The sequence below is a fragment of the Neorickettsia helminthoeca str. Oregon genome, from assembly GCF_000632985.1.
Taxonomy (GTDB): Bacteria; Pseudomonadota; Alphaproteobacteria; order Rickettsiales; family Anaplasmataceae; genus Neorickettsia; species Neorickettsia helminthoeca.
The window spans coordinates 80691-95275 of the sequence record NZ_CP007481.1 but is presented as its reverse complement, the minus strand read 5'-3'; the positions used below and the strand labels follow the sequence as shown (position 1 = coordinate 95275).

General features: G+C 43.9%; 14 protein-coding genes and 1 tRNA gene. 5 read left to right on the top strand and 10 right to left on the bottom strand.

Going from position 1 to position 14585, the window contains the following annotated elements; all coding sequences use genetic code 11:
• Nucleotides 1-18: 18 nt before the first annotated feature.
• Nucleotides 19-2583, top strand: coding sequence for an ATP-dependent chaperone ClpB (clpB, locus tag NHE_RS00450; RefSeq protein ID WP_038558805.1), 2565 nt, complete (start codon nt 19-21; stop codon nt 2581-2583).
• Between the two features lie 100 nt (nt 2584-2683).
• Here clpB and NHE_RS04340 read toward each other — a convergent pair whose 3' ends face one another.
• The 10 genes from NHE_RS04340 to lipB form a co-directional block, all read right to left on the bottom strand.
• Nucleotides 2684-2836 carry a hypothetical protein gene (locus tag NHE_RS04340; protein WP_156927332.1) on the bottom strand — a complete coding sequence of 51 codons (153 nt, stop codon included), beginning with the start codon at nt 2834-2836 and terminating at the stop codon, nt 2684-2686.
• Nucleotides 2837-3086: 250 nt separating this feature from the next.
• Nucleotides 3087-3545, bottom strand: a complete 459-nt coding sequence (locus NHE_RS00445) for a hypothetical protein (protein WP_038558803.1) — start codon at nt 3543-3545, stop codon at nt 3087-3089.
• 213 nt (nt 3546-3758) lie between these two features.
• Nucleotides 3759-4250 (bottom strand): hypothetical protein, encoded by a 492-nt coding sequence (locus tag NHE_RS00440; RefSeq protein ID WP_038558801.1) that lies wholly within the window; start codon nt 4248-4250, stop codon nt 3759-3761.
• Between the two features lie 371 nt (nt 4251-4621).
• On the bottom strand, nt 4622-4957 hold the full coding sequence (locus tag NHE_RS00435) for a hypothetical protein (RefSeq protein ID WP_038558799.1): 336 nt from the start codon (nt 4955-4957) through the stop codon (nt 4622-4624).
• Nucleotides 4958-5910: 953 nt separating this feature from the next.
• Complete coding sequence (locus NHE_RS00430) at nt 5911-6144, bottom strand: hypothetical protein (RefSeq protein WP_156927331.1); 234 nt, start codon at nt 6142-6144, stop codon at nt 5911-5913.
• A gap of 360 nt (nt 6145-6504) precedes the next feature.
• Nucleotides 6505-7365 (bottom strand): hypothetical protein, encoded by an 861-nt coding sequence (locus tag NHE_RS00425; RefSeq protein ID WP_038558794.1) that lies wholly within the window; start codon nt 7363-7365, stop codon nt 6505-6507.
• 69 nt (nt 7366-7434) lie between these two features.
• Complete coding sequence (locus NHE_RS00420; RefSeq protein WP_156927330.1) at nt 7435-8097, bottom strand: hypothetical protein; 663 nt, start codon at nt 8095-8097, stop codon at nt 7435-7437.
• A 214-nt stretch (nt 8098-8311) separates the two neighbouring features.
• Nucleotides 8312-9145 (bottom strand): hypothetical protein, encoded by an 834-nt coding sequence (locus NHE_RS00415; protein ID WP_038558790.1) that lies wholly within the window; start codon nt 9143-9145, stop codon nt 8312-8314.
• 555 nt (nt 9146-9700) lie between these two features.
• Nucleotides 9701-10399 (bottom strand): tRNA pseudouridine(55) synthase TruB, encoded by a 699-nt coding sequence (truB, locus tag NHE_RS00410; RefSeq protein ID WP_038558788.1) that lies wholly within the window; start codon nt 10397-10399, stop codon nt 9701-9703.
• Nucleotides 10400-10413: 14 nt separating this feature from the next.
• Nucleotides 10414-11046, bottom strand: coding sequence for a lipoyl(octanoyl) transferase LipB (gene lipB, locus NHE_RS00405; protein ID WP_038558786.1), 633 nt, complete (start codon nt 11044-11046; stop codon nt 10414-10416).
• 155 nt (nt 11047-11201) lie between these two features.
• On the opposite strand from lipB, the gene nadE reads away from it, so the two are divergent.
• From nadE to NHE_RS00380, 4 genes are all read left to right on the top strand, one after another.
• On the top strand, nt 11202-12020 hold the full coding sequence (gene nadE, locus NHE_RS00400; RefSeq protein ID WP_038558785.1) for an NAD(+) synthase: 819 nt from the start codon (nt 11202-11204) through the stop codon (nt 12018-12020).
• 243 nt (nt 12021-12263) lie between these two features.
• A tRNA-Ile gene (locus NHE_RS00390) sits at nt 12264-12337 on the top strand.
• Between the two features lie 32 nt (nt 12338-12369).
• Nucleotides 12370-13260 carry a methionyl-tRNA formyltransferase gene (gene fmt, locus NHE_RS00385; RefSeq protein ID WP_038560353.1) on the top strand — a complete coding sequence of 297 codons (891 nt, stop codon included), beginning with the start codon at nt 12370-12372 and terminating at the stop codon, nt 13258-13260.
• 238 nt (nt 13261-13498) lie between these two features.
• Nucleotides 13499-14515: a UDP-N-acetylglucosamine--N-acetylmuramyl-(pentapeptide) pyrophosphoryl-undecaprenol N-acetylglucosamine transferase gene (locus NHE_RS00380; protein ID WP_038558777.1), complete on the top strand. Its 1017-nt coding sequence runs from the start codon at nt 13499-13501 to the stop codon at nt 14513-14515.
• Nucleotides 14516-14585: the final 70 nt, after the last annotated feature.

Below are 14585 nucleotides of genomic sequence, written 5' to 3'. Positions count from 1 at the left end.
AGACAATCCGATAATAATATGCGACTCGACAAATTCACGGAAAATTCAGCAGCAATAATACAAAGTGCACAACTCGATGCGGTAAGTATGGGACACCAGATGCTCACCACACTCCACATCTTGAAATCGCTAATTAATAATACGGATGGCCTTATTCCGCAGTTGCTTGAACAGTGCAATGCTAATCCTGAAATTATACTGAAAAAAATAAGCACCGCTCTTCAGAAGTTGCCATCAGTGCATGGACAAGGAGCTGGACATATACATCTAACACCAGACGCAGCACAAGCCATCCAAGGAGCTATGGGTATTGCGCAAAGAGCTCAGGATAGTTTCGTGACCGTCGAAAGGTTACTGCAAGGGATTGCAGCAGAGAAATCAGAAGCCTCCGAGATTTTGAAGGATCAAGGTGTCAGCGCACCGAAACTACAACAAATCATCGATGCCACAAGAGGAAACAGAAAGGCCGACTCTGCAAATGCAGAAAGTACCTTCAATGCCTTAAAACGCTACACAAAAGATCTGACAGAAGTTGCACGCTCCGGAAAACTTGACCCTGTCATAGGCAGAGACGAGGAAATCAGGAGAGTGATGCAAGTACTCTCAAGAAGGACAAAAAACAATCCAGTACTCATTGGAGATCCTGGTGTTGGAAAGACTGCCATTGTAGAGGGGCTCGCGATGCGCATGGTTGCAAAGGATGTCCCACAAAATTTGGCTGGTGCTTCGCTGCTCTCGCTGGACTTGGGTGCACTTATAGCTGGATCAAAATATAGGGGAGAATTCGAAGAAAGGCTAAAATCTGTGATTAATGAGCTCACAGATTCAGCCGGAGGGATCATTCTGTTCATAGATGAGCTTCATACCCTGGTCGGAGCCGGCGCAACTGATGGGGCAATGGACGCATCGAATTTGCTGAAACCAGCTCTAGCGCGCGGGGAAATACACTGCGTAGGCGCAACTACACTGGATGAATATAAAAAACACATAGAAAAGGATGCAGCATTGGCAAGGAGATTCCAGCCAGTTTTCGTTGGCCAGCCTACTGAAGAAGATACAATATCGATTCTGCGCGGAATAAAAGAAAAATACGAGGTCCATCACGGAATAAGAATAGCTGATAGCGCTGTTGTTTCTGCGGCGACACTATCTAACAGATATATAACCGACAGATTCTTACCGGATAAGGCAATAGATCTAATGGACGAAGCAGCCAGCAAAATTAGAATCGAATCTGATAGTAAACCGGAAGTAATAGATGAACTTGATAGAAAAATCATCCAGCTGAAGATAGAAGCCGAGGCATTAAAAAAGGAAAAAGATGCTAATTCGGTAAGCAGGCTGGAAAAAATTAGGCAGGATCTGGAAAGTCTAGAGAAAAAACAAGCGGACTTAGAAAGCGTATGGCAATCTGAGAAGTCGAAACTCAAAGAGATCCAGAAAATCAAAGAAGAACTCAACGAAGCAAGACAGTCCCTGGAGGTAGCTCAAAGGAACGGAGATCTTGCAACAGCCGGAAGACTTCTATACGGTACCATCCGTGACTTAGAAGGCAGACTGACTCGCGAAGAAAAGCATGCAGAAGGTACTCTTCTAAAACGGGAGGTGACAGAGGATGATATAGCAGCCATAGTAGCGAAGTGGACCGGCATCCCTGTCGAGAAGATGATGGGAAGCGAACAACAAAAACTTCTCAATATAGAGAATGCGCTGAAGAAACAAGTCATAGGTCAGAACGAAGCGGTAGAAGCTGTCAGTAATGCTGTCAAACGTGCAAGAGCTGGGATTCAGGATGCAAATCGTCCACTTGGTTCTTTTATGTTTTTGGGCTCGACTGGCGTCGGAAAAACTGAACTTAGTAAAGCACTCGCGAAGTTCCTCTTCGATGATGAGTCAGCTCTACTCCGGGTCGATATGTCGGAATATATGGAAAAGCACTCAGTAGCAAGACTGATTGGTGCACCTCCAGGTTATGTAGGCTATGAAGAAGGTGGTGTCCTGACAGAAGCAGTAAGGCGTCGCCCTTATCAAGTGATACTGTTCGATGAAATAGAAAAAGCACATCATGATGTTTTCAATATATTGTTACAGGTCCTTGACGAGGGAAGATTAACTGATAGTCAAGGTCACGTTGTGGATTTCAAGAATACGATTCTTATACTGACATCAAATCTCGGAGCAGAGGTCCTCTCGGAAACTGAAAGGATCACTGACACTGAAAAGACACAAATAATGGAAATAGTTAGAAAATTTTTCCGTCCTGAGTTTCTCAACCGGCTTGATGAAATTCTCTTTTTCAATCGTCTGAGTAATGAAGATATAGGAAAAATCGCTGAGATACAGTTGTGCAAACTCCAGAATCTCCTTAAATCCAAGAACCTAGAGATCGAATTCACGCAACGAGCCAAAGACTGGATATGTGAACAGGGCTATCACCCTATATATGGAGCCAGACCACTAAAACGTGTGATTCAGCAACACGTTCAGAATCCGCTTGCACAAATAATTCTCTCAGGCAAGGTTGCCGTTGATGGGAAAATACTCATCGATCAGATCGATGATAAACTGGTGATCCAATCTTAACCGACACGATGATCCGGTGGAGACGGCTACACCGGATCATCAATAATTTAGGAGTCAATGAGTCTCACAAGGCTCATTGACTCGGATATAGGCTTCCAGACTATGTCTTGATATTACAGTAGAAAATCAATGCACAAAGCATCATAGCAGCAACTAACAGTTGCATTCCCAGGAACACGCACGTCAAATAATCTTCCATCGAAGAGAGATCAGTACTCATGACGATAGCCCATAAAGCCCTTGTACTTTTCACGCAAGCCTTTAACAAGGTTAAGAATAAAATCGATGTAATATCTCACATCAATCTACTAATAGTTTTAACAAAGATATAATTAAAAAGCAAGTTTTGTATTATGATTTTTACTGTAATCCATCTCTCACGCTCTTGTGGTGAACTCACCTTTCCAGATAGTTTCCATATAGCCAGATAGTTTCCATATAGATGTGCTCACACGATCATTACAAATTGTCAGCCATGTGGAACCCTATCACTCCTGGGTTTTCTAATTCAGCTCCTTCTGCTCTTTCTGAACACCACCATCAGAGACACATACTGACTCTATCGCGCTACTTGGAGGATTAGCGCCTTCCTCGCTCTCCTCATTCTCTCCATGACCGCCATCAGCAACATGCATAAACACCATCTCGAGTTGAAGATCACCCTCTCCTCCCGCCTGCGTATTCCTTACATGAGCACTGCCAGTAGGGTCTGAATCATCCTGGGAAGATTGTCTACAATTATCTTGACACTCCCAGATACACTCCTCATAATCGTTCACGCACCCATTTACCAACTGCTCACAACCTCGGTTACCATGTCCCGCACCAATAACCCTATTTACTACAGCGACCAATAATATTATTAATGCAATGAACAGCCCGGCAGTAACACCACTCCCAGCATCAGTAGCGGCCCCATTATTACTCAAATCAAAAGGGAACGAATTATTAGAACCATTCATAATGAATAGAATGTTATTAATCAATTAATATTATTAATCAATTTTATTATAGTCGTTCAATTTTGTAAAGATTAAAGGATGCTCTTACCAATCAGCAAGGGAAATTACACACACAGACTCACATCACGCCGATGAGGCAAGATAGATGAGTTTACAATCCGTCACTCCATTTTCTGGAGTTGAATACACATTCACCTGCGCCTAAGCATCCCATCAATACCTACTTTCCCGATGTCTTCGAGCCCCTTGGGTAGCACCAGGATCCCTTAGGGTAAACAAGGGAGTGTCAGGGGCAGGACCACTATCCCCATTTCTATCATCACCACTACTCCTCCTATCTCGAGGACGAGTACCAGAACCACCCCTACCCTCTTCAACGGCAGACAGACACTCGCTTGCACAGCGTCCAGCGCCTTGGATACACCGATTCCTATGACACTTCCATAGACAAGCCAGAAAGAGAAAGATAAACGCACAAACGAACACCAAAGCAAGGGTATGCGAGTTGCCACCACCAGGATCGGAAGTAGTATCATAAGGAGTAGTAGCAGATGTTGTGGTAGCGCTAGTAGGAGAAGCAGCACCAGGAACCGTGCTACTACCCGGGCTAGTAACACTACTAAGAGCACCTACAAGGGTAGATGTTAGACTCCCACCCCCACTACCTTCATCGCCGGTTGCAGTCAGGATAGTATCGCCAGTCATAGCTATGAAAAAATTATTAAATTAATTACTTCTACAGCAATGTTATTAATTAGTCGTTTAAATTGCAACCATTTAATCTTATCAAGTCTGAAAAATCTTCTCACCAATCAGCAAGAGAAAACTACACGGTAAAATATTACGTTAGGTAAGAGTCCCTACGTAGCTTATCTGACATAGTGTGTACGATTCACATCGTACTTACTTGGCGGAACTCTAAGCTGAGTATGAGCTTCCATGGAGCCAACTCCTTCGAGGAGTGTGTACGACTCACACCGCACTTACGCCGCAGGACAGGTGAGTATCTGTGGATCCATAACTACACCTTCCGGAGTTGAATACAGACTCACCTGTGCCCAGCTATCCCGTCGAATTCAATGTTCCCGGCTTCGTTGTCTAGATTTGCCGCCGTCAACATCAGGATCCATTAGATTAGACGATGGAGCACCATCAGATCCAGGACCATTTTGGTTATCTCCTTGCTGTGCATCACGCACACCTTCAACAAACCCTTCAACCATCTGGCCACAGCCGTGACCACACTGATACGGGTTTATATTCTCACCACGCCACCTCTTGTACATCCACCAAAATAAAAAAGGAAGCACCAGCAGAATAAGGCCCAATAAAGTGGGATCCCCGGTATCGACTCCACCACCAATATCATTAGTGCCATTAGAGGTGAGATTGTGACTGCTACTGTTCTGCATAACTATGAAAACATTATTGATCTATCCTCTCTACAGGAAGATTGTTAATTAACTATTATAGTTACCCAATCTTACGAAGACTAAAAGATGCTTTCATCAACCCACGAGAGAAAACTACACGGTAGAGTATGAGCTTCCATGGAGCCAACTCCTTCGAGGAGTGTGTACGACTCACACCGCACTTACGCCGCAGGACAGGTGAGTATCTGTGGATCCATAACTACACCTTCCGGAGTTGAATACAGACTTATTTCACGGATCAGATAATCATCCACATCAAACAATGAGCCGCTTAGGGGCGACCTGGGCCACGATCGAACCCCAGTTGAGGCTGCGCTCCCGGCATTACTCTCGGTCTAGGGCCAGAGGACCCACGCGTTTCTCCAGACCTGATACAGGAGCTGATGCAAGCGAGCAATGCAGCAGCGGTCGCTACTATTAGAAATGGCGCTCCTGACCGTACCAACCAGCTTAAGAAGAGGATCCATTTTGGCAACCAAAGTGTTATATCTCTATTTATTTAGAGCACATGCGAATCATCTATTCAATAATTCATCAATAATTATAACCACGTTTTATTTATCAAATTTACTAATACCATGATTTATTAATTTAGACCCTTGCAGCCTTGCATTATCGAATCGGTTTGAGATTTGGCTTCAATTAAGTAAGAGTGCAACCAATTCTTCGTCACACAGAATATAGAAGGCACCTGCGACTCATCAATCCTGACTCGATACATAGTCTCTTTCATATAAGCAAGTAGACGCAGTACTACTATACAAAATGAACAAGCCTCAGCGGGATTTTCTGGACAACATACATATAAAAAGTACTACATTTCCACCGCGCTCTATAATTTCCACATTACGCTCGCTGCGCAAACCCCTAAACAAGGCGCGCACTAGGTTAATGAATATGCATCATAATCCGAATGACCGCTATTGAGATACTCACAAGTACGAACAAATACAATACTGAACAAATGCAATACTGACATTGCAATCATTCTCATAGATATAGTTCTCATAGATATAGAGCGGAGATCGAGTAAAGCCAGCGCCCTGGAGCTCTTCCGCACCGCGGGGCCAAGTCTCTTCACCGCTGACACAAAGAGCTTCGAATAGCGTTTCTCTACCATAACACTCATGGAAATTGTGGTATGGTACAATAAAAATAAAAATCATATTTCGCTCCTCAGGTAGCGATATAAAGTCGCCACGCAACATATCTCTTGTATCTAGGAAACATCCAGGGTATCCCGGTATGATGCTATTCTGAGAGCTGCGGCTTGGGTTAGTCCGGCCTCTGGAGCTTCAGGTACAGGAATCTTCGGGCTCAGGTCTTGGAAGGCCTCCGCTTCTACTCTCTCAAATCTGCCCTCTATGACACAGCCAGCAGGAGTAGAGTAACGCCATCAGCGCGAGAACCGCAACGACGACCCCAACTACAATCCAAAATCTTGTTATTACGTCCACAGCCAATGAATAATTATTCGGTAACTAGGATATCGCAAAAACGGTAGCGCACGCATGATACATACCCAACTAAAGCCCACGGCTTTGTTGGGGTTCCTCACATGAGAATGCTTCATATGCATATTGATGCATCAAATATGGAGGAACGATGCATACCTCCCGCACACCTAGTTTTTGCTTTAAGGAGCCAGGATCATCTCCTGCGAATTCTGTAGCCGCTTCCTGGAAGGCCTGCGCAAATATCCGCATCTTACCAGCCCCACTAGGGTAAGTGGCGAATAGACTACTGTCAGCCGAGATCAAAAGTGATACTTCAGGATCACTGCATTGTCTTGCAACAGCTTGAAAGCACCGAAGAAAAGCGCAACGTTGTCCTTGTAGTAATAGCCTCATTCGTGCAGCACGATCATCAGGATGAGCTCTTCTGATATCACCAGAACTCGTACAACGAAGATTTAAAAATTGTATCTGAGAAGTATCATGCTCGTATACGTCGGAGAGAAGCCCATCAGGCCCAGGCAGATCGATTGCTTCACTAGTGATACCAAGAAGTTCGCACAATCTCGAAGCGTGGCTCGGATAGAAAGGCGGTCCACTCTCTTCTAGATATCCAACTAGCAGCAACTTTGGAGGCAACGACTGCAGCGCACTCGCACACATCACATCGTTGCACTTTACGAAGCACCCAAGGTGCCCAGGAATAGCTCTTTTTTCCCAGGCTGACTCAGGTACAGAACCTGTAACTTCAGAGCTTGGAATATCTGGAACCTTCTGAGGCTGTTCTATACCCCCTTTAGGCCTCGCTCTATCTACTTGAATCTGCCTCCCATGATGAAGCCACAGACACCAGTACAATAATGCCAGTGCGATAAGCACAGTGATGAACGCACAAGCTGCAATCCCAAGTTTTTTTATTGTTACATCCTTCACAGCTATATGAATAATTATTTAGTAATCAAGATATCGGAAAACGGTAGCGCACGCATGATACATACCCAACTAAAGCCCACGGCTTTGTTGAGGTTCCTCACATGAGAATGCTTCACTTACGGCTTTCGCATACTCGCGATCAGGTATAAGTATCCATACCTGACTCACACCTAGTTTTTGCGTTAAGGAGCCAGGATCATCTCCTGCGAATTTTTTCACTGCCCTCTCGAAGGACCGCTTTAATATTGCACACCTCTCCTCAGTATTACCCTCGAACATATCCGGGTAAAACGCCATTGAAAGTGCTGCGCCAGGACTGGTATGCGTGCCGGCAACAGCTTCAAATGTCCTAAGGATAAGGCCATACAGGTACGGCTCTAGCTCAGATTGTGGGACTTCAGTAGGATCCTTCTCACACTTAATACCTAAAAACCGTATCCCGGTACTATCATAACAATCTTGCGGTTTACTGAAACCTGCCCCAGCCAGATAGAACGCAGTTCCGTCGATACGTGGTATAGGAGACACGCTCCCATACAAGAGCTTCATCACTCTCGTGAGATCAGATATAGTCGTATGTAGAGCTGCCACCGAGCCTGCAGGCAGCACCAGATAAATCCCATTATGCTTCACAAAGCACCCAGGGTACTCACCGATAGGACGTGGTGCGGGGTTCGCTTTATCATACACGACGATACTAGGCGTTTTAACTGCGGAGCTTGGAACCTCCACCTGAATCTGCCCTCTATGACACCGCAAGCAGGCGAGTAAGGCTAATATTAGCAGCAAGAGAAGTGCACAGACCACAGCAAGTGCGATACAAAGCTTTATTGTTGTGTCCATAGCTATATGAATAATTATTTAGTAATTAAGATATCAGAAAACGATAGCACATGCACGATACATCCGGCATTCAACTAATGCGGATGCTAGCGATATTAAAGTATCAACGCGCATGACAATCAACACGCTCGAGCTGAATCCATTCATACACTGCTCTGTTAAGAGCTCCGTGTATGACTTCATGCGCCGTTGGGTCACCACAACAAATCCGGATACCAGCGATATCAAGGAATTGTGTAAACGATGCGCGATACCCGTTGCTCACCCTTGCCAATGCAGCCAAGAAAGCCTCTGCGTATACCTCGGCATACGCTTGTTTCCCTTCAGCAGAATCGGGGAGTTCACCTACAGGAAGCAAAAGTAGCGAGCCACTGACTGACCAACAAGTGGAACGTAGACTGCTGAACAACGCGCAGAATGAAAGCTTCATTGCAGCATACAGTCCAGCTTTATCTATATTACCGTTCCAGTCGCAGTATTCTTTTATACTTGGAAAACACATCCTTACATGCAGTGCAGAAGCACTAGGGGCATTGGGTGATATCCTAGGGTGGAATCTGCCGAAGGAAAAAGCAGCCATCAACCCTATCTCAATGTCGGATATAGGATGATCTCTGACACCCAATCTTTGACGCAGCGCTCTATTTCCAGGCGACTCTAGAGCTCCAGCGATCCACGATTCATGGTCATGCATCTCAACAGCAATAATCTTGCCACCCGCCCAAGGATTCTGCCTAGAAGGCTCACAGCCCTCATAAAGTAGATCAGACGTAACTGCACTCAAGCCTAACGCTCCATAAGCACACACTTGAGGTGCGGCTAGTCTACTGCTAGGAGCTCTTCTGGCATGACAACAATACCAGAACAAGAGCGCTGCAATGGCGACAGCAAGTACCACAACTGCAAGTATAATTGCTGTTGTATTGCTACCAGGCATTCTGAAATTGCGGAAACATTATGACTATTCTGTAGCATGAATAGTTTACTTTTTAACTAAATTACAATCCGCAGACAACAATCTCCTGCAGTATCCAGATAACAAGCTCTAAAGAACGCCTATGACTAACTTCGCGTTGTTTCATCAGCATTGAGAGCACTGCATATCACCAAAGTACACACCTGATTACCGCAACAAACTTGCGTACATCACTGATAGCAGAACATACCCTTGGACGGGCTCATCTATTTCTATCTTGTATAAGGATTCTGGAAATAGATATATCTTAGCTTTCGCAAATTCTTAAATAACTTGATTATCTTTAAAAAATATTTTACAATCAATATATATAATACATCAGAAAGAAGATATTGATATGCCAACAACTGGTAAAGTATTAATAGGTTGCGCTCTTGGACTCCTAGCTGTTACGTTTGCGGCGATCCTGTACCTCGTACTACACCAGTGCTGTGAGGACAAGAGAAGCAATGATGAGAAACGAAAACACTCGGAGCATCTGCATTCCATAGAGTTGCAGAACGTCGTACACGAAGATTATGAGGCGCGGAGAGGCATCTCCTGAATTATGGGAACTAAGTGATTCAGTGTGATCTCAGATAATGTGTGCGAGTCAGCAAGTCCAAAGATACCAGATTTTGTCCTGCGGATTCCGCTAACAAAAGCCAAAGAGTCCAGTTTGTGCGCAATATCCCTGGCGATAGCTCGAACGTATGTCCCCCTTCCGCACAGCACCCTGAAGATTGATCGTTTGTATACATGTTCGATTAACTCCAAAGCGTGGATCACAACTGTCTTAGGATTAATATCGAACTCAATGCCTGCCCTTGCCAACGAGTATGCCCTACGACCATTTATATGAACTGCAGAAAATCTCGGTGGTATCTGCGTTACCTCTCCAATGAAAAGTGGCAGAACTTCTAAAATCGACTCACGGCCGGGAATATTATCACTGCTCCGGATAATTTGACCTTCAGAATCTAGGGTATCGGTTTCGGCGCCCCATTCGACTGTGAAGTCATATGCCTTCTCTGAGTCGTCTATTTTGGGGATCAATTTAGTTGCCTTCCCTACGGCAATCACGAGAACTCCTGTTGCTAATGGATCTAATGTTCCGAGGTATCCTGCTTTCTTTATACCGAGCTTACGCTTCACTAAACGAAGCGCACCAAAAGAGGAGATACCTCTTTCCTTATCCAAGTTTAACCAACCTTCAACGCACTGCTGCCCCGACATCACGAACACCTAAACTATATCTCTACGAAAACAGACTGAAATGCTTCCTGAAAGTATCGATCAAAATCTCCAAAATCACTGACCCCGATACCCATTTCCTTCAATGAAGTCACACCAAATTCTTTGACCCCGCATGGCACTATTCCACAATAGTGCTCCAAACTTGGATATAAATTAATTGCAATACCATGGTAGCTTACCCATTTACTGATTCTCACACCGATAGCTGCAATTTTTTTCTGGAGACCGTCTTTGGTCTCCACCCAGACACCGATATATTTCTCCTTCCTGATTCCCATTACTCCAAACTTACTCAACGCGCGTATAACGACCTCTTCTAAAAGAGAAATGTAACGTCTAAGATCACATAGATCACGTTTTTTTAGATCCAACATTAAATATACAACCCTCTGTCCAGGTCCGTGATAAGTATACCTGCCACCCCTACCCACATGGAAAACGGGAAAAGTACTCTGATTCAATAATTCGCTTGTGTCTGCGCTCGAACCACCTGTGTATAATGACTGATACTGCAACATCCAGATTAACTCATCGCCTGTCCCAAAGATAATTTGAGTTACCCTCTCCTGCATCAGCTTTAGTGATTCCTGATAATCAACAAAACCCGTATCAATTCTCCATTCCATATGCCACTGATTTCAGTTTCCAGACCAGTTTTCTACTACTTATTTGTATGGGATTCAAAGCTTAACATGCACATAATCATCACCAGATATACAACACAATTTCAATATGGGCTTGTACGGAGTACAATTAAATCCTGTCTGAGGTCTCACAAAAAATGAGAAGATACTACTTATTCATAGTACAGGAATTGCAAAAATATCTGAGAGAATCAGGTTTCTCAAACGTCTTGATTGGTCTCTCTGGAGGGATAGACTCAGCACTGGTCGCTGCAATTGCAGTCGACGCGCTTGGCAGTGAACGTGTCTACACGGTTATGATGCCCTCACCCTACACAAGCAAGCAAAGTATCGAAGACGCAGAAGAAATCGCAAAACGTTTGGAAGTAGAACATACCATTATCCCCATAAACCACATAATGAAATCATTTGAGGCTTCACTCTCAAGAGTCGTGGAATGGGAACCTGAAGATATCACAGAACAAAATCTTCAAGCGCGTATAAGAGGCGTGATACTAATGGGACTATCAAACAAAACCAACAAGATGGTACTCGCAACAAGTAACAAATCTGAGATTCTTACTGGTTACTTCACGTTGCATGGCGATACATGCGGTGGCTATGCGCCTATTTCCTCTCTCTTTAAAACACAAGTGTATGAGTTGGTTAGGTGGCGCAACGAAAACATCGTTGAGGGATTAAATTTACAAAAAAGATACATTATCCCTAAAACAATATCCGAGAAATTACCAACCGCTGAACTAAGATACTCACAGAAAGACCTGGACACATTGCCAGAGTACAAAATACTTGATCAGATTCTGGCACTGGACCTGCAGAAACAGGGTATCCAAGATGTAGCGAAAGCACTACAGCTTGATGAACAAGTAGTGTCTAGAGTTGCTGATATGGTAAAGAAATCCGAATATAAACGAAGATATTTACCAGTCAGTCCGAATCTCTCTTTATTGGATTAAAAATTTTTTTGCCTAACCTAAAAATTGAATATAGATGCCACAACTTATTTTTAATATTTAGTGCTTAGCATCAACCTTGTATTGATATTGTATCATACGCTGCAAGGCAACCCGTTTCTTTCCTCCCTTAACATAAGTTGCCTTGCATGGAGCAAATATTGGAACATGTTCAGCACTTCGAACGAACATCAGAACTCTCCCAAATTGTAATGTTAAAAATTTCTTGATAGAATTCCAGTGCTTGGGGCTATAGCTCAGTCGGTTAGAGCACTCCGCTTATAACGGAGAGGTCACTGGTTCAAGTCCAGTTAGCCCTACTGGGTGTTCCAGTTTTTTCTGTAAATCGAGAGTGAAAATAATCTTCATGGGATCATCGGAGTTTGCGATCCCTACGCTTTTGAAGCTTCTGACAATTCCTGAGCTTGAAGTAGTAGAGGTTTACAGCAAACCTCCAAAACCAAAGGGACGCGGCTTGCAGACCGTTATTACACCGATACATTCTATAGCACTGCAGCATGATTTGTCTGTGAAGACACCTAGTTCGTTGAAGGAAGAGATACTCCAGGACTGCGATGTAATAGTTGTAGTATCGTATGGCTTGATTCTTCCAAATAGCGTCTTGGCACACCCTAGAATTGCGGCGATCAACATTCATCCATCCCTTTTACCTCGCTGGCGAGGACCTTCTCCTATCCAGTACACACTTCTCGGAGGAGACAAAGAGGCAGGTGTCTCAATAATAGACGTCACACAGGAGCTAGACGCTGGAGCCATATATGCGCAGGAATTCATAATTCTGGATGGCACGGAGACCTATAGTGCGCTACACGACAGACTTGCAATACTTGGTGCCTCGATGCTCTGCGACGTTGTTAGAAATATAAGAAATATTAAGCCCATACCGCAAATTGCTGAGGAGGCAACATATACAAAAAAACTCCCAAACTCTGTGGATGTCGATTTTGAGGAAAGTGTGGAAATCTTCTTTAGAAAGCTCAGAGTTTTTGGCGCTGTTTTCGCAGAAGCCTTTGATATGCGTATCAAGATAGTGGAAGCTTCGTTATCCGATGCACATCTGTATACAGACGAACTAGGATTGGTTTTCAAAAAAGAAACGAAAGAATTGTTCCTACAATTCAGGGACGGAAAAGTACTGATAAAGATCGTGCAGCCAGTTAACAAGAAAAAGATGCCAGTAAGAGATTTCCTGAATGGGATATCCAACATAGTGAATCTCTGAGTCCAGATCAGATTTAAGGATACTGAGGAAGAGTACGCAACCGGCTGGCGGAAAAAATATCAATTAGGGACTCCTCCAATAGAATCCAATTTATGATAGCATCACGGTAGTTTGATGCATCCAAAATCCCGAAAACATCAGACTCTCCATTTATGGACCATGATTTTATTTTCCTACTATTGTAACTTGGGCAGCAGCGTCTAGAATGATGTTCGTCCAGAGACTTTGCTATCACTATATGACAACGAAGTACAGGTATTTTATTGCTGCCGGCGGGACGGGCGGACATATTTTTCCAGCACTAGCGGTAGCAGAGGCACTCGGAAATGAAGGACTCTTCATAACGGATAAACGATCCAGAAACTACGGTAATAGGAACATTATAGCTCCATGCAGTGTTCTGCCAATTGTTTCTAGTGCAAGAAAATTCAAGTTTCTGATCTCCTTTCTACCGAGCGTCCTTAAGACTCTTAAGCTTATAATCATTCATAGACCAGAAGGAATACTATCATTTGGTGGATATCCATGTCTTCCCGTTCTGACAGCAGCGCTCTTGACACGACGACGAATTTTCCTACACGAATCCAATACTGTACCTGGCAGAGTGAATAGGATCTTTATGAGATTCGCGAAGAAGATCATGATAGGACTTCCCTTGAAAGATAAAATAAGTAGGACTGTGGAAACCGGCAACCCTCTAACAAGGGACGTAATTCCAAAACCATATCCCAAGAATTCAAAAAGATGTATTTTAGTCATTGGAGGAAGTCAGGGTAGTAGTGTCTTAGGGCTGGCAGTAGCCAGGATATTAGCAAAATTCGCTGAAAAAACAAATCTCGAGATAACACACCAATGCAAGGAGGCAGACGTCATAGCACTGCGGAATTTTTACATAGAAAATAAATTAACGGCGGAAGTATCACACTTTTTCAATAACATCCCGGAGAAAATTGAACACGCAGACCTAGTGATCTCCCGTAGTGGAGCAATCTCTATCAGCGAAATCCTTACAATAGGGAGACCCGGTATATTCATCCCCTACCCCGAAGCAAAGGATAACCACCAATTCTTCAATGCGAAATTCGTTGATGACAACCATATGGGTATTCTGCTCGAGGAGAAGAACTTCACTCAAGAATCACTGATCGCTGCAATGGAGAAAGTATTCACTGGACTCCCATTCTATCTAGAGAAATTGACTCTTTTCAGCCATCAACAGGCAACACAAAAAGTCCTGGACATATTAAAGAGTTAGACTATCGAGCTATCACATTCGTCTACAAAGTCGCGACAGATACTACCCGTGATACCTTAGAGGACTGCCA

Coding starts and splice junctions, on each gene's coding strand:
- NHE_RS00435 (WP_038558799.1), bottom strand. CDS start 4,957: ATGCAGAACAGTAGCAGTCACAATCTCACCTCTAATGGCACTAATGAT.
- clpB (WP_038558805.1), top strand. CDS start 19: ATGCGACTCGACAAATTCACGGAAAATTCAGCAGCAATAATACAAAGT.
- truB (WP_038558788.1), bottom strand. CDS start 10,399: ATGTCGGGGCAGCAGTGCGTTGAAGGTTGGTTAAACTTGGATAAGGAA.
- NHE_RS00445 (WP_038558803.1), bottom strand. CDS start 3,545: ATGAATGGTTCTAATAATTCGTTCCCTTTTGATTTGAGTAATAATGGG.
- NHE_RS00415 (WP_038558790.1), bottom strand. CDS start 9,145: ATGCCTGGTAGCAATACAACAGCAATTATACTTGCAGTTGTGGTACTT.
- NHE_RS00430 (WP_156927331.1), bottom strand. CDS start 6,144: ATGATTTTTATTTTTATTGTACCATACCACAATTTCCATGAGTGTTAT.
- lipB (WP_038558786.1), bottom strand. CDS start 11,046: ATGGAATGGAGAATTGATACGGGTTTTGTTGATTATCAGGAATCACTA.
- NHE_RS00440 (WP_038558801.1), bottom strand. CDS start 4,250: ATGACTGGCGATACTATCCTGACTGCAACCGGCGATGAAGGTAGTGGG.
- NHE_RS00380 (WP_038558777.1), top strand. CDS start 13,499: ATGACAACGAAGTACAGGTATTTTATTGCTGCCGGCGGGACGGGCGGA.
- nadE (WP_038558785.1), top strand. CDS start 11,202: ATGAGAAGATACTACTTATTCATAGTACAGGAATTGCAAAAATATCTG.